This is a genomic window from Moorena sp. SIO4A5 (assembly GCF_010672005.1).
Classification (GTDB): Bacteria; Cyanobacteriota; Cyanobacteriia; order Cyanobacteriales; family Coleofasciculaceae; genus Moorena.
The window spans coordinates 1-19,627 of sequence record NZ_JAAHHZ010000016.1; the positions used below are offsets into that span (position 1 = coordinate 1).

The window sequence follows — 19,627 nt, forward strand, 5'->3', positions numbered from 1 at the left end:
GAAAATAGTTGTAATTCTGTATAAATTAAAGCTCTGATATCTGTAGAGCGCTTATCCAGATAACTTCGGTAGGTATCTAGTTCTTTCTTGAGATCATCTCGTTCGCTTCTTAGGCGATCGATAGTTTTTTTAAGTATGTCAAAATCATTCATAGTAACCAACTGGCTAAACACCGACAATTCCTTAGATAGTTTAGATAATAATCAACTATCTCCATTATTTCGACAAGCCCGCCAAATACCCTATGGGCTGTTATAGCTGAAATTGCTCTATTCGCCAACTACAGAGCCTGATCGGATGGCAGCCAGGATAATCCATGGTGAACAGTAAATGGTGATAGGTAGGGGTTTGGCACAATTCTCTCTTACCCATTACCCATTACCCATTACCCATTACCCATTACCCATTACCCATTACCCATTACCCATTACCCATTACCCATTACCTACTATAGCGCTAGTTGCTCTAATCATTGAAGTTAAATAATGCTTCGGGAGACCGGTAGCTGGGGGGATTCCGCAGATCTAAATCTAAATTTAGAAATTTTATAATCAATTGAGACGATCAGCATCAGCCAAAGGATTCCAGACTTAATGCTCATGGTGAGGGGCGTTACGTACCTTCCTGATTGTATAGGGCAAAACCCCTACCAGCAGAGCAAAGGCTTCATCTGGCAGTTGGGCAATAGTGTTGGCATCAAAACCAAATCCCTCAAACTGTTCAAGAATCTGTTGGGTTCGTTGTATAGGACTTGGATATTCTGTAATTTGTTTAGTCAGTCGAATCCATTGCCGCCGAATCAAATAAGCACGCCGTCGCTCTTCAGCTGATTCTGGAGAAACCAATGATAGATTGCCCACTGGGACTACTCCCTGACAATCAAGATCAAATATTCCTCCTACAGCCGAACCTGGTCCTGCGAATTCTGCATGGTAGTGCTTATATATGATTAGGCCATTGCGACGCCTACTATTAACAATTAACAATTGTTTATCCCGAAATTGCGAGAGAATTTCTGATGGCTGTGAGTCTCTCATCTGATTCTTGCAGAGGTTCAGGCTTTCCTGGTTCATGCCACTTAGGGGTTGAGGATTGGCGAGACCCTGGTTGTGAGCAACCACCTCCTTTGGGTAAAGAGCTATCTGGTAATAGTGTTGGTATTCACTCTCCATCTGAAACTATATGGCGTAATATCTTAGAGCAGGTAAGCACCCAAGCTAAAAGCCCCGATCCGCTTTCCTTAAAATAGCTGTAAATTTTTGAAAATACACAAAACGGAGAGTCAAGTCTTGTTCAACTACCATTTCCAACTATAAACTTGGGTTTAACCTAAGTTACTAGTTATCAAAAAACACCTCAAAATGGCTTCAAGACACCAAAACTTTGTATGGCTAGATCCTAAATTCTAGATTATTGGTATCAATAGCTACAATTTATTGGTATAAAGCAACTTTTGTGGTTTACTAGGGTAGATCTCATGGGATTTACAAGTAGACCGTAGCACAAATAAACTAAATTTCGATCCGGGCAAGGTCTTCAAAAACCAATTTTCTTGAAAACTTTATCAATAACCCCATTTTTGTTCTGTTACAAAAAAGATACTCTGCTACAGATAGTCAGCAGCCAAAATGTTGTATTACATATTTTGTTTGTTTTGTCAATGTGATAAATCACCAAATGTATGTGTTATTGGTCAGCTTGATAACTCCATTATGACGAAATTCAGCCTACTAAGACAGACTCTGACCCGGTGAACTAAGACCAGCAGGATTAATCTGCTTGTGTAAGAGCAAGCGTTTGGGAAGCCTAAGCAATCCTCCGGTATAGCTTGGTTCTACCCGATGCAGTTCATATCCCCTCTTGAGATAAAGTTGCCTGGCCTGATAATTGTTTTCCAAAACATGCAAGTAGAGGTCTTGAAAGCCCCATTCTAGGGCAGTTTGCTCACAAGCCAAGAGCAAATTTTCTCCGACTCCTTGCCGCCGACAAGACTTTCTGACAGCCAGATTGGAGAGGTAAAGATGTTGGCAGTTGGGCTTTGGCCAGCAATAGCGAGAACGGAGTGTTAGCTCTACAGTACCAGCTAGCATCTCACTGGTACCAGCAGAACCGGAAACGGTAGTGACGGCGACTAAACACAGGTAATGGGGTAAACTAGATCGCAGTCTGTGGCGCAAATCTTCGTAAATACCCAGTCTTAATAGAGGGTGAACCCAGCTGATCAGCCCTTTTTGAGGGTGAAAGCTATCTGCAAGAATATCTGCTAGAGTGCTGATATCCTCAAATTGAGCATCACGTATAGTGACTTGAGATATACCACCAGCCAAGGTATCTTGACCAGTAGGGACAGATTTATGAAGGGTTAAGAAAGAAAAGCAGGAATCCACAACTACAAAATTATTTGGGAATGGTAAACTCTAACTAAAGTATGTAGACTATACGCCGAAGGGGTTCTAATTTACCCCTTAGCTTCCCGTAGATTGAAGGGAGCAGAAGGTATATGGCTAAGCACTTTGAATCAGGTATGAGCAATTGAGCTCGAAACTATTTACCCCATTTCAGGTCAGGTAAATAGTAAGGTAAATAGGAGACATTAAACGTTATACTTAATAATTAATACCTTTTTGACCAGTTTGAGCAAAATCGGCTGACGGGATTAGCTTAAGTCATTCCCGACCACCTTCAACTAGAAATTCTTCAACGTCAGGTAGTTCACATTATTCTATCGCTATTGAAACATGACGAATCATAAGACTGACTGGACCCCAATCATTAAGAAATTTGTGGCGATAGTAGGCAAAAATGGTGTGGTTCAACGTCGTGAAGAATTGTTGACCTATGAATGTGATGGTCTGGCCAGCTATCGCCAACGACCAGCGGTAGTAGTGCTACCACGAACTACCGAACAAGTCTCAGAGGTGCTTAAGATATGCGATCGCTATTCTATCCCTTGGGTGGCACGGGGGGCTGGCACAGGATTATCCGGTGGTGCTCTACCTATAGAAGATGGTGTGTTGATTGTCACTGCCCTCATGAAGGGTATCCTGGACATTGACCTGGAAAATCAGCGAATCGTAGTACAACCGGGCTTAATCAACAACTGGGTGACCCAAGCAGTCAGTGGTGCGGGTTTCTATTATGCCCCTGATCCCTCCAGTCAAATTATTTGTTCCATTGGTGGCAATGTGGCTGAGAACTCTGGTGGTGTCCATTGCCTCAAATATGGCGTGACCACTAATCACGTCATGGGATTAAAATTGGTTCTTCCTGACGGTTCAATCGTGGATGTAGGGGGATCAGTTCAAGAAATGCCTGGTTACGACCTAACTGGCTTATTTGTTGGTTCCGAAGGCACCTTGGGGATCGCTACAGAAATTACGCTGCGCATCCTCAAGAGACCAGAATCAATTTGTGTCCTCCTAGCGGACTTTACTAGCATTGAAGCTGCTGGTACTGCGGTTACTGACATTATTGGTGCTGGAATCATTCCTGCGGGTATGGAAATGATGGATAATCTCAGCATCAATGCGGTAGAGGACATAGTGGCAACAGGTTGTTATCCGAGGGATGCTGGAGCAATATTGCTCGTAGAACTGGATGGCTTAAAGGTAGAAGTGGACACTAATAAACAGCGGGTTGCCCAACTGTGTAAACAGAATGGGGCAAGAAATATCACTACGGCTAGTGACGAAGAAACCCGCCTGAAATTATGGAAAGGTCGCAAGGCTGCTTTTGCTGCGGCAGGGAAGATCAGTCCCAATTATTTCGTCCAAGATGGGGTGATTCCTCGCACTGAGTTAGCCGGGGTTTTGAGGGAGATTGAGGCATTAAGCGAGAAATCTGGGTACACAATAGCTAACGTATTCCATGCGGGTGATGGAAATCTACACCCCCTAATCTTGTACGATGAAAAGGTGCCTGGGGCATTAGAAGAGGTAGAAAATGTTGGTGGCGAAATCCTCAAACTCTGTGTGAAAGCAGGGGGTAGTATATCTGGGGAACATGGGATTGGTGCGGATAAGAACTGTTTTATGCCAGATATGTTCACTAAGGTGGACTTGGAAACGATGAAATGGGTTAATCAGGTATTCAATCCCAAGGGTTTAGCCAATCCAGGCAAGGTATTTCCGACACCCCGGACTTGTGGAGAGGCAGCAAATGCCAGAAAAATCAAGGAATTTGAGTCTATCGAGCGTTTTTAAACCAAGTTTTGTGAGTTCGACATGAGCCTTCGTTCCTTATCCAGGACTCAGGAGCTTCGAGTTAGGTTGAGATTAGGCAAAAAAATTACCTTTTGCCTTTTGCCTTTTGCCTTTTGCGGTTCCCAGTCAGTCGCTGATTTTCTTGCCAAGCCACAAAGGCAATTCCCCACAAAAAACTCAAACTGACGACTAATCCTGAAGGATTACCAAGACTGATTAACAGCAAGACGAAAAAAAAACTCCCAACTTGAGCTGTTTGCTGGAGTAGGGAATTCAATCCAGCTTTGGCTTCCTGCTCCAAAGTAATTTTGTTACGGCTTAACTTCATTCTAAAACCAAGAAGGAAAATACCTCAACCGATTTAAAAATGTTATAATTAAAAGTTTAATGAGATTAAAAATTATTGAAATGTGCCCACAAACGACCAATTATGCGACCAGCAATCAGGATCCAGAGCAAAAAATTAGCGGCACCGATGATTAAGCTGGCATAAAATTGGACACCAATGGTACTATCTAGACAAACACTAAAATCTAAGAAGGTGTTGGAGAGAATTAACTGCCCGATTAAACTAGGAATGTAGAGGATTACAAGCAGAGCGATCGCATCCTGAAAGCTCAGGTATACACTTCTCCACATATGCCCTAGTAAAGCTTTACCAAGCTTATCCACAGAAGTCCATATATTTTGCATCAGTTTCTTGGAAGCACAAATGTGATCTGGCAGGTTTTGACACTAAGCCAGTATTCATTTCCACCGAACCGAGATCCGGATACTGATGTATGGTGGTTTGTTGAAGGTTGAGCGTGGTTTCCACCCCAGTTGCTGATCTGAGTCCCCATCTCCCCATTTCCCCATCTCCCCACACTTCCCACACTCTCTCTGCCCTTTCCATACTCCCAACTCCAAGGGCGAGGTATCTCACCCAATAGAGAACTGCTATAAGGTATGAGTCCCCTGTTGCGGTTCGGTGTCGGCTGGATTAATCTAGAAGCATCATTTCCCGGTAGTCTAGATGTCTACTAAATCGAAAATTCATCCGAGATCTACCCAAGTCAGTGACTGGTCAATTGAGCAGTTGCCCGGATTAAGTATTCAAGATCAATCAAAACTCAAAGCATTGGGGATTACCACCACTAGGGAGTTGCTCGAAAAGGCAAGCACTGGCCAAGCTAAACAAGCGCTAGCTAACCAGTTAAAGGTTAAGACTCAGTACGTCAATAAATGGGTCGCCCTAGCAGATTTAGCCCGTATCCCTAGCATTGGCTGCCAATATTGTGGACTAGTGTTACATGCAGGAATATGCTCTTTAACCCAACTAGCTCAGACTCCCCCTCACCGCTTGCACCAAAATATTTTACGCCTACAGGTAGCAACCATGCAGCGCCGAGACCTTTGCCCTGGTGTTGATCAGGTGGCACGATGGACTAAACAAGCACGAGATTTAGTTCGTCATTGGTAATTTTTAATTTTTAATGGTCAATTGGCATTTTCAATTTGTGATTTTCAGGGATTCCTACTCTATTCCTTCACCAACACTCCATTGAGGAAAATATCAGCAATGCCTTCTGCCATTTCTTGAATCTCTTTGGGGGAGGCATCTGAATCGAGGATGGTATTGTGACTGAAACCAGCAACGGCAAACATGCCCAAGAACACCTGAGCCAAAATATTAGGGTTCATAGGGCGATAAATGCCTCGCTCAATGGCGGTTTCAAAAAAGGCTTCAGCCACATCCGTCATTTTAATAATTACTTCTGACTGAATGCGATCGCGCAATTCTGGGTGGAATTGGGCTTCCATAAAGCATACTCGCATCAGATCCGCATTCTCACCCATACGCATCATTCGCCGCCGCATCATCTGTGCTACTGCTTTATAGCTGCCCATTTCACTGAGTTCCGTGAGCAAATCGGTGAGAATGTCTACCCAACCCTGGGTGGCGACTTCTATCAGAATTGCCTTTTTGTTTTCAAAATGACGAAATAGGGTACCTTCAGCGACCCCAGCAGTACTGGCTAACTCCCTGGTGGTTGTCCCGTTATAACCTCGACTGGCAAACAAACGTCGTGCTGCTCTCAGGATACGTTGCCTGGTCTCTGTCTCTGACTGAGTTGGCTGATTAATTATTCCCATGGGTGTCAAAATGAAACTTGTAGCGCTATTATCCAAATTGTCCAACACTTCACCCCATAATTGTCAAATTTGAGACAGAGTTGGCTTGAGCTTCTAGTAGTAGGTGATGGTAATCATGCCTTGATTGTGACCAAAAATTTGGGTTTCAAGCTGGCCTTTGGCCACGCTACTTGAGGTGCCCATAAACGGGCGATTTTTCCGGAATTTGTCAAGGCAAAGGTTTATAATACAATAATTGTGTAGAAAGCGCACAGGTAGGATTCGTCGGTACTACCTGATTCAATAACGACAATTACGGGCAGGATGCCCGTTCCACGCAAAATGCTAGTACACGAGGCGCGAAAAACCTCGCCGGTGCGCTTTCCGTTCTCCGTAGGAGACGCTTCGCGAACGGCTAATTAAATTCGCCACGGGTCGCACCGCTAAAACGCATGGGTCTTAACGGATACCGAAAACCAGTAAAGTAGCAAATTCAAAATATATAACGTACCGTGGGGCACACGGGAACGAGGGAAGGGAGAAACAGTTATATTAGACACTCCTAGTACCTAGCGCTTAGGGAGATAAGCCCACTGGGATTAGTTAAGTTAGGCTTGATGCTTGGTTGCTGATTGAACGGGTATTTGGCTTGAATATTGCCTTTCAGGATAGCTAATTTTAAGGCGTGTCGTAGAACTAAGAATCCCCGTTCTTACTTCGGCGGGGAGTGTCAAACACTTGATGAAGAGACGCTAGCTTATTAGTTGTTAACCTCACGCCGCCTAAAGGCGGTACCACTAAATCCCACCCTAGAAAGCGGTGGGCGTTGTGGGAGAGTTCTGTAAGTTCGTTACTGCCACCCTTGTATGATTAAACAGAATGGATTGGTCGTGTTTCTCCAGCGTGTTGCTGATCACTTAAGACCACTTCGGTGCTTATTCAAGACAGGATCTATCAAGTCCCTATCGATTTTATCTTATCTGGGGGCAGCAATCCTAATCTGGGGAACATGCTCGACTATCGCATTAGCCCGTACTGAAACCCCAGCATCACCCTCAACCTCAATCCAACCCTATCTAGACCGGGTGATCGAACGGGTAACTGAGTTTACCCTGGATAATGGCATGAAGTTCATTGTCCTAGAAAACCACGAAGCACCAGTAGTTTCTCTTTTTACTTATGCCGATGTAGGGGGTGTGGATGAACCGGATGGCAAAACCGGTGTGGCTCACTTCTTAGAACATTTAGCGTTTAAAGGTACCACCCGGATTGGTACTACCAACTATGAGGCAGAAAAAATTCTGCTAGACAAGTTGGACGAGTTGAAGAAACAAATTAAAGAATATCAAGCCACTGGGAATGAGGCAGAGGTGGCTAAGTTAAAGGAAGAGTTTGCCGAAGTCGAAGCTGAGGCGGCTAAGTATGTCCAGCAAAATGAGTTGGGTCAGATTATTGAGCAATCAGGAGGCGTGGGCTTGAATGCCGCAACGTCTACGGATTATACGGTGTACTTCTACAGCTTGCCATCGAACAAATTAGAGCTGTGGATGTCCCTAGAGTCAGAACGCTTCCTTGAGCCGGTATTTCGAGAATTTTATAAGGAACAAGAGGTAATCCTCGAAGAGCGTCGTCTGCGCACTGATAACTCTCCGATCGGTCAAATGATTGAGGCGTTCTTGGATACTGCCTATACCAAGCACCCTTATCGGCGTCCGGTGATTGGCTACAACAAAGACATTCGCAATCTTACTCGCCAAGATGTTCAGGAGTTTTTTGACACTTACTATAGTCCGAATAACTTAACTGTAGCTATTGCGGGAGATGTGGATCCAAAGCAGGTGAAACGGCTAGCTAAAGTCTACTTTGGACGCTACAACCATCAAAAGGAAATTCCTAAAGTCACTACGGTAGAACCACCACAGTCCGAAACCAAGGAAGTTACCTTGAAATTACCCTCCCAACCCTGGTATTTGGAAGGATACCATCGACCAGGGATTACCCATCCTGACCATGTGGTTTATGAAATTATGGGCAATTTGCTGAGTGATGGTCGAACCTCTCGCCTATATAAGTCTTTGGTAGAAGGGAAACAAGTAGCCCTATCGGCGGCAGGGTTTAGTGGCTTTCCTGGTGATAAATATCCTAATTTAATGTTGTTCTATGCCCTCACTGCACCAGGACACACGGTAGAAGAGGTGGCAAGTGCATTGGCAGAAGACATTGAAAAGCTCAAAACTGAACTAGTTTCACCCCAAGAATTGGAACGGGTAAAAACTCAGGCAAGGGCTAGCCTATTGCGATCGCTTGATTCCAATATGGGTATGGCCAGAAATTTGGCAACCTATGAGGTCAAAACCGGTGATTGGCGTAACTTGTTCAAGGAAATAGAAGATATAGAGGCAGTGAGTGCAGCAGACATTCAGCGAGTGGCTCAGGCAACTTTTCGACCAGAAAACCGCACGATTGGACGGATTTTACCAATTGAGTAGCTAAACGCTTCAAGGTTGCTCTCAGTTGAAGGTTGAAGGTGAGAAGGTTGAAGGTGAGAAGGTTGAAGGTTGAATGTTGTTTCGTTGTTCATGCCCAGGGATCTGATGTAGGGTAGGTGGTTTGGTTGAAGGGTAAAGTGTATAATCGGCAACCGGCAACCGCTTAACCTTGGCCTATTGGCCACGCTACGCGAACAACTGGTTAACTTTCAACCTTCAACCTCCTAACCTTGGCCTATTGGCCACGCTACGCGAACAACCTTCAACCTCCTAACCTTGGCCTATTGGCCACGCTACGCGAACAACCTTCAACCTCCTAACCTTCAACCTCCTAACCTTAAACCTGGTAACCACCAACTATTGATCGCATTACCCATGACTAATGACCAATGACCAATCTAAAATCGAAAAGCCAAAATCCCAAATACCTGAAATGGATCGGGCTACTGGTAGTGACAATGCTAGTGGTAGTGCTTGTGTCTCGTCTACCAGCAATAGCTGATACCCCACGCCATTACGATGAATTAGAGTTTGACCCGTTACCACCAATTCAGCTACCGGACTACACTCGCTATCAGTTAGACAATGGGATGGTGGTCTATTTGATGGAAGACCATGAACTGCCTTTGGTGAGTGGTACCGCAATGATTCGCACCGGCGATCGCCTTGAGCCTGCTGACAAAATTGGCTTAGCGACTATGGCGGGAGTTGTGATGCGTACTGGGGGTACCACTGAACACTCAGGCAATGAGTTAAATGTGCTGTTAGAAGAAAAGGCAGCTTCGGTGGAAACTAGTATTGACACTAGTTCTGGCAGTGCGAGTTTTAGTGCTTTGAGCGAAGATTTGGACTTGGTCTTTGATTTGTTTGCTGAAGTTATTCAAAAGCCCGCCTTTGCACGAGCTAAGCTCGCCCTAGCTAAACAGCAACTAGCGGGACAAATTGCCCGCCGCAATGATGATCCCGGTGATATTGCTTCTCGTGAATTTAGGAAACTGATCTACGGTGACACTAGCCCCTATGCCCGCACGATAGAGTATGAGCATCTAGACAATATCTCTCGTAATGATTTAATCACTTTCTCACAGAGGTATGTATATCCAGAAAATATGATACTGGGTATTGTGGGGGATTTTGACTCCGAAAAAATGCGATCGCTAATTGAGGAGAAATTTGGGAGTTGGAAATCTACCTCTGCGCCAGCACAGCCAAAGGTGCCAGACGCATCCCAGGCTCAGTTAGGGGGTATATTTTTTGTGGATCAACCTCAACTGACCCAAAGTAATATTCAAATGGGACATATTGGGGGCAAACTCAATAGCCCTGACTACGCCGCCCTTTCTGTGTTAAATGAGGTGATGAATGGATTTGGGGGCAGACTATTTAACGAAGTGCGATCGCGTCAAGGTCTAGCTTACTCGGTCTACGGGGTTTGGAGTGTTCGCTATGACTATCCGGGTTTGTTTATTGCTGGGGGACAAACTCGCTCTGAAACCACGGTACCCTTTATTAAATCTTAAGGATATTTTGGTTTCAATTTGTATATAGATGGTGCGTTACATTTCACCGCGAAGCACCCTACAAGAGCGATTGGCCTACGGCCACGCTACGCGTAGGCACTGACGGCTGACCGCTGACCGCTGTTCGCGCAGCGTGCGCGTAGCGCATATGCTTACTTTGTGCCATAGCCTGAGTATTGCCGCATAGAAGGTGGCTGAAACCCAATAACAATATCATTTTTGGGAACGTTCATATTAACCATATCTTGACCAATATCCCATTCAGTATTGTTATTCTGAATCCAGATCTTGCCATTTTTTATCTCTAAATGAACTGAACAGCCATAAACTCTTTCTTTCTTGTCCCAGCCGATGGCCATTACTTGATAATGGTCGTTTTCCGTATCAAAAATGCTATGAATTTCAATGTCACCATGAGAGGGTTTGTAACTGGCATATTGACTGAGTAGTTGCTTGATTATGCTGCGATAAGTTTGAAGCTTTTCTAGCTTTTCCATGATACAATTACCTCATTATCAATGTCATAACTTATAGCAAGTATTATACCCATGAGGTACAAATCTCTGGGTTTTAGGGAGCAGGGACTTCGGAGCAGGGAATAGGGAATAGGGAATAGGGAATAGGGAATAGGGAATAGGGAATAGGGAATAGGGAAGAGAAAAAAAATAATGTGTACCTCAAAGGTATGAGAAACGCTATAATAGTTTAAGTTGGTACTATTGAATAACAATTTGAGGGAATTCTTTCTGAAAAAACCTTTGGTAGGTGGTATCGGGAATCGCCAGAAATAATTGTCGTTCTGGATCTTTTACCTTTAAGGCTACTCGATAGTTAATGAATTGACCAATGGCAAGGTGGAAGTCTGTAATAGAGGAGGGATTAATAAAACTTTTGATTTCCACTGCAATCCGCTGACCATTTCTTTCTGCCGCTATTAGTTTTTCGGCACCCAGATCAATAAAAAATTCTACTCCGCCGACTTTCAAAAAAAACGGATCATCGGTAATTTGCCAACCATCTTTAATTAAGGCATTTTTAACAACATCATGAAATAAGTCTTTTGCCATTACTCTTGCTCCCTTGCATCACAAAACCTGTGGTATTTAAAGTGTTGGCGGAGGTGACGAATGAAGTAGGGGGTAAAGCGAGCATTCCTTAGGGTAGGGTCGGCAAATTCTGAGAGCTTGGCAATTTCATCATCAATCATGTCCATTTGCCCACCCTACTTTATCTGATAATTCTTCACGAAGAATACGACGTAGATCCCCTTGGGTCAGAGGTTGCTCATTTGGCAGTAGGAGATGTTTTTTTAAAGCTTCATTTATTAGAGTCTGATAACCAATTCCAGCCGTTTCGGCCTGTTCTCGAAATAGGGCAAGAATTTCATCATCGAGATAAATAGTAATGCGTGTTTTTCCTAAGATAGGAATTACGGCTCCTCGTTTTCCTTTAGAAAAATCATATTCCTTTCTCATAAGCTTTTGTCTCCTGTTTTGTGGCGCGACGAGCANATATAATGGGATGCCATCTCCTCAACAGAAGTTAAGGGTTGCTGTTGCCCATCTAAACCAAGAGATTGTAAACCATATACTGGATAATCTTGAGCTAAATGACGAGCTAACTCTGCATAACACAGGAGATTGCCACCAACCGGGTGAATACAGAATAATGGAGGTTGGTTTCCACTGGTTTTAATGCCCACTAAGATGGGGTTTTGTGTATTTACTGAAGAACCCAGAAGGCTGGCTAGTTGTTCAATGGTGGGACTTTGGAAAAGGGTTGCTAAAGGTAAATTGATTTGGAATTGTTGTTTAATGTTTGACATCAGACGGACAGCATTAAGGGAATGACCGCCCAGTTCAAAGAAGTTATCTTGTACTCCGACAGAGGTGAGATTCAAAACTTCTGACCAGATTTGAGTCAGTTGAAGTTCTATGGTTGTACGTGGTGCGACGTATTCCTCAACTCTGCTGAAAACCCCATCAGGTGCGGGTAGTGATTTGCGGTCTACTTTGCCATTTGGTGTTAACGGTAGAGTCTCCAAAATCACTAAGGCACTGGGCACCATGTATTCTGGTAATTTCGTTTTGAGGAAGCTAGATAATTGTGAAACCAGATGGCGATTCGATTCTTGCTTTAAGGGATTGTTGGCATAAGCACTCCAGGCTTTGATTGGAACAGTTGCTTCCAAGTTTGGAATTACCCTTTGGGAGTCACAGGCCGATTCATTACGTATAAAGATGGCATCATAGCAACCATTGCCGCCAGTACCAGACCAAGTAATATGTACCGAATAAGGTAATTCATCCTTCAAATTCCATAAATTGTCCGGCTCTACCCCTATGTGTTTTTTCTCCTGCAAAATCTTACGCAATTGACCTACAGTTTCGAGTTTCCTGAAGTCATCAAGCTCTTGAACAAGTGTGACTTCTTCTTGCAAACGAGCATTAGGGATGTGCTTAATACCAACCACCTCTGGCTTCTTATCTAGTAAAATTCGTTTGATAGCTGATAAGTTTAAACCCTCTTGATCATAGTCAAGCCATTCGGGGGTGACTGTGGCACATACTTCCTGGCCAACATGAAGAATTACATCGTAACGGAACTTAGTTAGCTCATTCTGATAATCCCCAGGTTTCAACTGGATTTGAACTTGTTTTATTTCTGGGATATATTCCCTTAAAGCTAGAAAGAAGGCTGGGTCGATCACCAATTCTTCTTCTTGCTTAACAGCTGTTTTTACCTGCTGCCTCAATTTGTCTATGGTTAATGAATCTGAGGCGCGATCAAACTTAGTTGCGGTATGAAACGTTTCTAATAATGGCAAGCTGCGAACATCACCGACAAATAGGAAACCTCCTTTCGTTAAACTATTTACTGCACCTTTCAAAACTTCTATCAGGTAATCGATGCTTGGAAAATACTGCACAACTGAGTTAAGGATAACAGCATCGAATCGGCCTTTTTCAATGCCTGTAAAATCATCAGCCAGTTTTTGGCTTAGGCTTACATGTGAATAGCTATCTTCCAACGGCTGGATTTGCTGCTGAACATAATCTAAAGCTACCTTACTAAAATCGGTACCATGGTAACTCAAACAATGAGGAGCAATCTGGAACAGCAACATGCCTGTGCCACAACCGATCTCCAACACATGTTTGGGTTGCCAAAAGATAATTTTTTCAACAGTGGAATCTACCCATTGACGCATTTGCTCCTTAGGGATTTGGTTACCTGTATAGCTGCTTTTCCAACCTAGAGTGTTGTAACTGGTTTGTTGAATTTCTACTGCGTCACTGTAGATATTATTATATATTCCTTGCCATTGCTCAATCTGTGATGATTGTAATGGATTTTCGACAATGGATTGATTGTTTTGCTCACAAACTACATAAGCAACTAAGCGTTTGTTACCAGGAATATCTTCTCGGGCAATGACTGCAGCTTGTTGGATGTGGGGGTGGGTGGACAGGACTGCTTCGATTTCTCCGAGTTCAATACGGAAGCCTCGAATTTTGACTTGGTTATCGATCCGACCGAGAAATTCAATGTTACCGTCTGGTAGGTATCTCGCCAGGTCTCCTGTTTTGTAGAGTCGTTCTGTTTTGGAACTACAGAAGGGGTTGGTAATGAATTTTTCTTTCGTTAGTTCTGGGCGATTGAGGTATCCTCGGGCTAGTCCATTACCTCCTATGTATAATTCTCCAGGTACTCCTATGGGTACTGGTTGGAGATGGCCATCTAGGATGTAGATTTTAGTATTATTAATGGCTTTTCCAATAGGAACAAAATAACCACTAAAATTATGATCTAATTGAGCTAATGTAGACCAAATAGTTGCTTCTGTCGGACCATATAAATTCCATAAATGTTGGCTATTTTTAATTAATTCACCTGCAACCGTTTTATCTAATGCTTCTCCACCACATAGAATTTTTAATTGTTTGTTTCCTTTCCATCCTGCAGTTAACAATAATCTCCAAGTTGCCGGAGTGGCTTGCATTGTAGTTACTTGGTAGTTGTCTAGACTTTGTGCTAAAAGCATTCCATCTGTGGCAATTTCTCGGCTTATAACAACTAAGCGTGCACCGGTAATTAAGGGAAGATATAATTCTAATCCAGCAATATCAAAAGATAAGGTAGTAACTGATAGAAAAATATCCGTTGATTCTAATCCTGGTTTTTGCTGCATTGATTCAATAAAGTTCACCAATGCTTTGTGGTTAATTTGTACACCCTTTGGTTTACCAGTAGAACCAGAAGTATAAATCACATAAGCCAAATTATCCGAGTCAACCCCAACTTCAAGATTATCTTGACTATATTCCTCAATTGCTCCCCATTCACTATCCAAATAAACCATCTGTGTGTTATGTGAGGGCAAAGATTCTACTAGAGACTGTTGAGTCAACAATACTTCCACACCTGAATCTTCTAACATATAACTCAGTCGTTCTGAGGGATAATTAGGATCCAGGGGTACATAAGCACCACCAGCCTTGAGTATCCCCAACAGTCCTACCACCATCTGTACAGAACGTTCAACACAAATACCTACCAGTACCTCTGGTCCTACTCCCATTGAAAGTAGGTGATGTGCTAGTTGGTTAGCCCTTTGATTTAATTGACGGTAGGTCAACTGTTCTTGCTCAAACACCACAGCTATAGCATCGGGTGTTTTTTCTACCTGCTCTTCCACTAACAGATGAATACATTTTTCTTTTGAGTATTCCGTTGCAGTATCATTCCACTCCACCAACAGTTGATGACGTTCCCCTTCACTCAACAAAGGTAACTCTCCCACAGAAAGTTGGGGATTGTCCACAATTGCTGACAACAAGTTCTGGAAATGAGTAGCCATCCGTTTAATAGTAGACCTATCAAACAAGTCCGTGTTGTACTCCCATGTCCCCACCAATCCCATCTCTGTTTCCGTCATTGACAGGGTCAAATCAAACTTAGAGGTAGTACTGTGTTGATTGAACTGACTCAAACTCAGACCTGGTAACTCTAATTTCCCCATCGGTGCATTCTGCAGCACAAACATCACCTGGAACAGGGGGGAATGACTCAAAGACCGTTGGGGTTGCAATGCGGATACTACCTGTTCAAACGGTACATCCTGATGTTCATAAGCTTTGAGTGTGGTGTCCCTGACTTGTGTAAGCAACTGAGAAAAACTGGGATTATCGTCAAAATGGGTTCTCAATACCAGGGTATTGACAAAGAAGCCAATTAGTGGATCTATGTCACGGCGATTGCGATTGGCTATAGGTGTACCAATTAAAATATCTTCTTGACCGCTGTAACGATATAGTAAAGTCCCAAACGCCGCTAACAGAGTCATAAATAAGGTAGTACCACTATCTCGAGACAGGGTTTGCAACTTCTGGGTTAATTCAGTATTTAAACTAAAAATTTCACTACTCCCCCGGTAACTCATTACATGGGGACGAGGATGGTCTGTGGGTAATTGTAATAATTTTGGAGCACCCTCTAATGCCTCTTTCCAATAATTGAGTTGCCTTTCTAGGATTTCCTGACTTAACCATTGTCTTTGCCAAAGGGCAAAGTCAGCATATTGAATTGCTAATTTGGGTAACCGGGATGGACTTCCTGCACAAAAGGCTTGATATAAACTTGATAGTTCTTCGATTAATATTCCGATTGACCAACCATCCGATACAATGTGGTGCATGGTCAGCACTAACACATACTCGGTGGTGTCTAGTTGCCATAATTTACACCGGATTAATGGTGCTACCTCTAAGTCAAAGGGAGTTGTTGCTTCACGTTGTACTTCTTGCTTTAAGATAGTCTCCCGTTCTGGTTCTGGGTATTGTTGTAGGTCCACCACATTGATGTTAATGGTGCTGTCGGAATCAATTACTTGTATTGGTTTGCCATTAATAGTGGAGAAACTTGTCCGTAGTACTTCGTGACGATTGATTATTTCTGATAAGGCTTGTTCTAGGGCTAACACATTTAGGTTACCGGTGATTTGTAAAGCACCGTGCTCAATATAAGGAGCTTTTGACCCTTCAAGTTTATCAATAAACCACAGTCGTTCTTGACTAAAAGATAGGGGTAATTTTTGGTCTATAGGAATAGCTTTAATTGGTGGGTAATTAGTATTATAACCTTGACCATTTTGTTGCAAAAAAACTATAATTTCTGCTTGACGTTCAGCTATTTGTTGGCGTAGCGCAGGGGTTATAGTTCCTTTATTAACACGACAAAGGAGTTTTTCACCGTTGGTTGAGATATTAATCCCCTGGTTGTGAAGCCAAGATATAAATTCAACTATATTTACCTGGTTGTTATTCATAATTAAATCTCTATTATTTCTTCATCTATTGCCAGATTATCTGGAACTTGTAATACTCTATGATCTACCTCTAGATACTCAGTTACATTCTTAAAGCCCATAAAAGCGCTAATCAACTCTAATCCAGAAGGGTATAACAGTAAAGCTCGTTCTCCTTGCCATTGCTGGAGATGGGATGCGTTCGCGAAGCGGTTCCAAAGGAACATCGCTCTGGCTTGTCTATCTAATTCCCCATAGGTAAGACTCCCTGAGGGGGTTTCTCCGTTTTCCAGAAAGATATAGGCAAGCTGATTAGGCATAGCTTGCGCTCTGTTGCCTAATAAATCAACTAAACTCAAGAATTTAGACTCCCCATTGGGGAAATAATTTACACAACTCGGCACTCTGCTACTCCTAATACAAGCAGTTCAAAAAAGTCAGATACCAATCATTTTTTAATCAAGTTGTCAGTCCACAGTCAAGCCAAAGAACTAGTTGAATTCCTTAACTTACTCACGGCTCTTAACTAGCCTGAGTTTGTGCTCGAGCCAGGTGCTTATTAGGTCAGGGTATTCCCACCTTACTAAGCGCGATAAGTGAGTGATTGTGCTTTGAAAGTGAGAGCCTCGATCAGGGTTATATAGTAAGACCACACGATCAGGCAAGTTAATCGACCAATAATGCTTTCAGCGATCAGGCGGTTGGGTGGCAAATCCCTAGTTTTCGTGTTCTGCGATCGCTCTGATTGCCAAGTTGTGGTAAAACCATAGTTATTATACTATATATCTCTGGGATTTTGTAAAGTTTTGAAACAAAACTTTACAAAATCCCGCCCATTTTTCCGATATTTATAGGGCTCTTCCGGACTTAACTATGCCGTCATGTTAGTTAAAACAACGAAGGATTGGTAAGACTGGGAGGAGCATCTGATGATACTAGAAAAACTCCATTCCTCAGGTAACTATGATGGGGTTAAATACCAGGTAGTTTTTCGATTAGTTGATGCCGCCGATTATGGCATTTTTTAATCCTGGTAACGGATGTTAATTGTTGGGATCAGATAATATTTAATTATCCAATAATATTTCCCGAAAAAACAACAATCGATAGCTTGCCAATTGCATTCAATTAAAAGCAAAAAAAATAGCCGTAGAAATAATATCCACGGCTATTTCAGTGCTGCAAACGCAATTGTCTTGTCTATCAGTTTCCGAATCAATCCGGATGTAATCCTACCGGACCAGACCGGGGGGGAAACCCCCCCAGAAATTTAACCTATTAACCCCAAGTCGAATACTTGGTTGCAAAACTAATTACTTCCCCAGGAATTCCCGTCGGCTGCAAAGGGCTCCAGTCGGAAACATCTGCATACCCCAGTGCATAAAGGCCGTAAATAGTATTGGTTACTGCTTCAGGAGAGCCCTTAATGTACTTAATACGTTGTTTTTTTGGGTTATTGTCTTGATTCGGAATAAATTCTGTAGACATGACTAAAAAAATTAATTACGTTTATATTAATTATTGTAATTATTATAGATTTTTTTAAAGGGTTTTGATAAATAAATTTTTTTTGGTAATGTAATTTGAGAATGAATTTCAAAAAATCCTTCCCGTAGCGTGACATGCAGGTCAATCGCGTAGCGGTTCTTTCAGACCATCGCTAAATTTAGGCGTTCGCGTAGCGTGACATGCAGGTCAATCGCGTAGCGGTTCTTTCAGAGCATTGCTGTTGAAAAATCGGCTAATTAAAAGAGCTTGCGGAGGCACGCTATTACCGTCAATCTAATAACAAATGGAATAGGAAACAGGGTGCATCTCTGGCTAAATCTTTGAGAATATACTGAGGGGGGCAACAAGTCGCCCCCCCAGGTCTTACAATGATTAAATTCAAGACTTTTCTAAGATATAAATAGCTCTTGGAGATGAAGGAAGCAATTCATCACGCTGATAGTTACCATATTCTGCTACCAGTCGAAAGCCAGTCAAATGAGCTTGTAAGCGGATTTCATTGGGTAGGACAATTCCTGTTTTTCTAGGATGACTAAAGTGAAAACAACTCTCCTTTGATGAGACCAAATATTGCAGTATTGTCATCTGATACATTCCGATCGGGTCGTAGCTTCGATCCTCAGTCATTTTTACAAGGTTTCCATCAGGTAACTGACGGCTACGGGTAATCGTTCGACGATATCCCCCTTGCAGATAATAACCAGGATTATCAGTAATAATTAAAAGACGTGCTCCAGGTTTCAAATGTGTTGAGATACATTGAAATGCGCGGTAGCGATCCTCTACTTCTGATATCTCACCCAAAACTTCCCCTGATAAGAAAGCAATATCAAATTGCCGTTTCAGTTCAAAACGACGGATATCCCCATGAATCAGTTCAAGCTGTCCTTTTTTTAACCAGTCACTGAGCTTAACTCGTGCCTGATTGAGCATTCCTGCATCAATTTCAATCCCTGTGACTTGAGCTCCTTTTTCCAGCAGGTTAATGCTGAACCGTCCCGAACCGGAAGCTAATTCTAAAACCTCCATACCAGGAGAAATATAAGAGAGGACAAACGCCTTGTATTCTTCTGGTAAACAATGAAGTGACAGCTTAATTTTATTTTAATTTTTAAGTTAACATAATTTAATCTAACTTTTCACCATTCCTTTTACTTTAAAATGTGCATTTTGTCAAGAAATCTAATAATATAAATAACTGAATAAGTATAATGATAATTGTAATTAAAAAAAATCACTATTAGGTATACAGGATTTTTTCCCAGCTTTGAAGCTCCAAAGCTCAGAAGCTCAGAAGCTCCGAAGCTACCTAAAACCCAGAACTTTGTACCTTACCGAATTAAAAACCCCTTTACTACACATATATCAATTTTTGTCAAGTATCTTGGCAAGGAAACTTGTTTTGTTAAGTTTTACAAAATCTTTCCCCTTGAAATCGCGATTATTTGAACATCATGTGATAATTAAACCTGGGTAAAGAAATGG

Annotated in this window: 17 protein-coding genes and 1 pseudogene; 4 read left to right on the forward strand and 14 right to left on the reverse strand. The window is 42.5% G+C overall.

Annotation, left to right across the window (positions count from 1 at the left end; translation table 11 throughout):
• Positions 1-590: 590 nt before the first annotated feature.
• Together F6K57_RS08045 and F6K57_RS08050 are read right to left on the reverse strand one after the other, a co-directional pair.
• Entirely contained in the window at positions 591-1,172 is a 582-nt protein-coding gene (locus F6K57_RS08045) for a hypothetical protein (RefSeq protein WP_293019789.1), read from the reverse strand.
• 558 nt (positions 1,173-1,730) lie between these two features.
• Positions 1,731-2,387 carry a GNAT family N-acetyltransferase gene (locus tag F6K57_RS08050; protein ID WP_293019791.1) on the reverse strand — a complete coding sequence of 219 codons (657 nt, stop codon included), beginning with the start codon at positions 2,385-2,387 and terminating at the stop codon, positions 1,731-1,733.
• Between the two features lie 351 nt (positions 2,388-2,738).
• On the opposite strand from F6K57_RS08050, the gene glcD reads away from it, so the two are divergent.
• Positions 2,739-4,202, forward strand: coding sequence for a glycolate oxidase subunit GlcD (gene glcD, locus F6K57_RS08055; RefSeq protein ID WP_293019793.1), 1,464 nt, complete (start codon positions 2,739-2,741; stop codon positions 4,200-4,202).
• A gap of 85 nt (positions 4,203-4,287) precedes the next feature.
• Here glcD and F6K57_RS08060 read toward each other — a convergent pair whose 3' ends face one another.
• The 3 genes from F6K57_RS08060 to F6K57_RS08070 form a co-directional block, all read right to left on the reverse strand.
• The gene (locus F6K57_RS08060) at positions 4,288-4,530 is read right to left on the reverse strand and encodes a hypothetical protein (protein WP_293019794.1); all 243 of its coding nucleotides are present in this window, start codon (positions 4,528-4,530) and stop codon (positions 4,288-4,290) included.
• 65 nt (positions 4,531-4,595) lie between these two features.
• A complete protein-coding gene (locus tag F6K57_RS08065; RefSeq protein ID WP_293019795.1) occupies positions 4,596-4,841 on the reverse strand; it encodes a hypothetical protein in 246 nt (81 codons plus the stop codon).
• 25 nt (positions 4,842-4,866) lie between these two features.
• On the reverse strand, positions 4,867-5,097 hold the full coding sequence (locus F6K57_RS08070) for a hypothetical protein (protein WP_293019796.1): 231 nt from the start codon (positions 5,095-5,097) through the stop codon (positions 4,867-4,869).
• A 120-nt stretch (positions 5,098-5,217) separates the two neighbouring features.
• On the opposite strand from F6K57_RS08070, the gene F6K57_RS08075 reads away from it, so the two are divergent.
• Positions 5,218-5,664 carry a DUF4332 domain-containing protein gene (locus F6K57_RS08075; protein WP_293019798.1) on the forward strand — a complete coding sequence of 149 codons (447 nt, stop codon included), beginning with the start codon at positions 5,218-5,220 and terminating at the stop codon, positions 5,662-5,664.
• Positions 5,665-5,723: 59 nt separating this feature from the next.
• Here the strand turns inward: F6K57_RS08075 and F6K57_RS08080 are convergent, their stop codons facing one another.
• On the reverse strand, positions 5,724-6,338 hold the full coding sequence (locus F6K57_RS08080; RefSeq protein WP_293036647.1) for a TetR/AcrR family transcriptional regulator: 615 nt from the start codon (positions 6,336-6,338) through the stop codon (positions 5,724-5,726).
• Between the two features lie 845 nt (positions 6,339-7,183).
• On the opposite strand from F6K57_RS08080, the gene F6K57_RS08085 reads away from it, so the two are divergent.
• Both F6K57_RS08085 and F6K57_RS08090 read left to right on the forward strand, forming a co-directional pair.
• A complete protein-coding gene (locus F6K57_RS08085) occupies positions 7,184-8,806 on the forward strand; it encodes a pitrilysin family protein (protein ID WP_293066383.1) in 1,623 nt (540 codons plus the stop codon).
• A gap of 458 nt (positions 8,807-9,264) precedes the next feature.
• A pseudogene (locus tag F6K57_RS08090) lies at positions 9,265-10,323 on the forward strand (pitrilysin family protein); the annotation flags it as partial.
• A gap of 155 nt (positions 10,324-10,478) precedes the next feature.
• Here F6K57_RS08090 and F6K57_RS08095 read toward each other — a convergent pair.
• The 8 genes from F6K57_RS08095 to F6K57_RS08130 form a co-directional block, all read right to left on the reverse strand.
• Complete coding sequence (locus F6K57_RS08095) at positions 10,479-10,823, reverse strand: XisI protein (RefSeq protein ID WP_293066386.1); 345 nt, start codon at positions 10,821-10,823, stop codon at positions 10,479-10,481.
• Between the two features lie 219 nt (positions 10,824-11,042).
• Entirely contained in the window at positions 11,043-11,393 is a 351-nt protein-coding gene (locus tag F6K57_RS08100) for a XisH family protein (RefSeq protein WP_293066389.1), read from the reverse strand.
• Positions 11,393-11,539, reverse strand: coding sequence for a hypothetical protein (locus F6K57_RS08105; RefSeq protein ID WP_293054923.1), 147 nt, complete (start codon positions 11,537-11,539; stop codon positions 11,393-11,395). The genes F6K57_RS08100 and F6K57_RS08105 overlap by 1 nt, the downstream gene beginning before the upstream one ends.
• Positions 11,526-11,801 carry a BrnA antitoxin family protein gene (locus F6K57_RS08110; RefSeq protein WP_293066392.1) on the reverse strand — a complete coding sequence of 92 codons (276 nt, stop codon included), beginning with the start codon at positions 11,799-11,801 and terminating at the stop codon, positions 11,526-11,528. Before F6K57_RS08110 ends, F6K57_RS08105 begins: the two co-directional genes overlap by 14 nt.
• Positions 11,798-16,654, reverse strand: a complete 4,857-nt coding sequence (locus F6K57_RS08115) for a non-ribosomal peptide synthetase (RefSeq protein ID WP_293066395.1) — start codon at positions 16,652-16,654, stop codon at positions 11,798-11,800. The genes F6K57_RS08110 and F6K57_RS08115 overlap by 4 nt, the downstream gene beginning before the upstream one ends.
• Before the next feature lie 2 nt (positions 16,655-16,656).
• Positions 16,657-16,953 carry a hypothetical protein gene (locus tag F6K57_RS08120; RefSeq protein WP_293066398.1) on the reverse strand — a complete coding sequence of 99 codons (297 nt, stop codon included), beginning with the start codon at positions 16,951-16,953 and terminating at the stop codon, positions 16,657-16,659.
• Between the two features lie 958 nt (positions 16,954-17,911).
• Positions 17,912-18,121 (reverse strand): hypothetical protein, encoded by a 210-nt coding sequence (locus F6K57_RS08125; protein WP_293066401.1) that lies wholly within the window; start codon positions 18,119-18,121, stop codon positions 17,912-17,914.
• Positions 18,122-18,520: 399 nt separating this feature from the next.
• Positions 18,521-19,240, reverse strand: coding sequence for a class I SAM-dependent methyltransferase (locus F6K57_RS08130; protein WP_364301908.1), 720 nt, complete (start codon positions 19,238-19,240; stop codon positions 18,521-18,523).
• Positions 19,241-19,627 lie beyond the last annotated feature (387 nt).

What these genes read in the sequence shown, in the direction of transcription:
- F6K57_RS08045 (WP_293019789.1), bottom strand. Translation starts at nt 1,172, where the DNA reads ATGGAGAGTGAATACCAACACTATTACCAGATAGCTCTTTACCCAAAG.
- glcD (WP_293019793.1), top strand. Translation starts at nt 2,739, where the DNA reads ATGACGAATCATAAGACTGACTGGACCCCAATCATTAAGAAATTTGTG.
- F6K57_RS08060 (WP_293019794.1), bottom strand. Translation starts at nt 4,530, where the DNA reads ATGAAGTTAAGCCGTAACAAAATTACTTTGGAGCAGGAAGCCAAAGCT.
- F6K57_RS08065 (WP_293019795.1), bottom strand. Translation starts at nt 4,841, where the DNA reads ATGTGGAGAAGTGTATACCTGAGCTTTCAGGATGCGATCGCTCTGCTT.
- F6K57_RS08070 (WP_293019796.1), bottom strand. Translation starts at nt 5,097, where the DNA reads ATGGAAAGGGCAGAGAGAGTGTGGGAAGTGTGGGGAGATGGGGAAATG.
- F6K57_RS08075 (WP_293019798.1), top strand. Translation starts at nt 5,218, where the DNA reads ATGTCTACTAAATCGAAAATTCATCCGAGATCTACCCAAGTCAGTGAC.
- F6K57_RS08080 (WP_293036647.1), bottom strand. Translation starts at nt 6,338, where the DNA reads ATGGGAATAATTAATCAGCCAACTCAGTCAGAGACAGAGACCAGGCAA.
- F6K57_RS08085 (WP_293066383.1), top strand. Translation starts at nt 7,184, where the DNA reads ATGATTAAACAGAATGGATTGGTCGTGTTTCTCCAGCGTGTTGCTGAT.
- F6K57_RS08095 (WP_293066386.1), bottom strand. Translation starts at nt 10,823, where the DNA reads ATGGAAAAGCTAGAAAAGCTTCAAACTTATCGCAGCATAATCAAGCAA.
- F6K57_RS08100 (WP_293066389.1), bottom strand. Translation starts at nt 11,393, where the DNA reads ATGGCAAAAGACTTATTTCATGATGTTGTTAAAAATGCCTTAATTAAA.
- F6K57_RS08105 (WP_293054923.1), bottom strand. Translation starts at nt 11,539, where the DNA reads ATGGACATGATTGATGATGAAATTGCCAAGCTCTCAGAATTTGCCGAC.
- F6K57_RS08110 (WP_293066392.1), bottom strand. Translation starts at nt 11,801, where the DNA reads ATGAGAAAGGAATATGATTTTTCTAAAGGAAAACGAGGAGCCGTAATT.
- F6K57_RS08120 (WP_293066398.1), bottom strand. Translation starts at nt 16,953, where the DNA reads ATGCCTAATCAGCTTGCCTATATCTTTCTGGAAAACGGAGAAACCCCC.
- F6K57_RS08125 (WP_293066401.1), bottom strand. Translation starts at nt 18,121, where the DNA reads ATGTCTACAGAATTTATTCCGAATCAAGACAATAACCCAAAAAAACAA.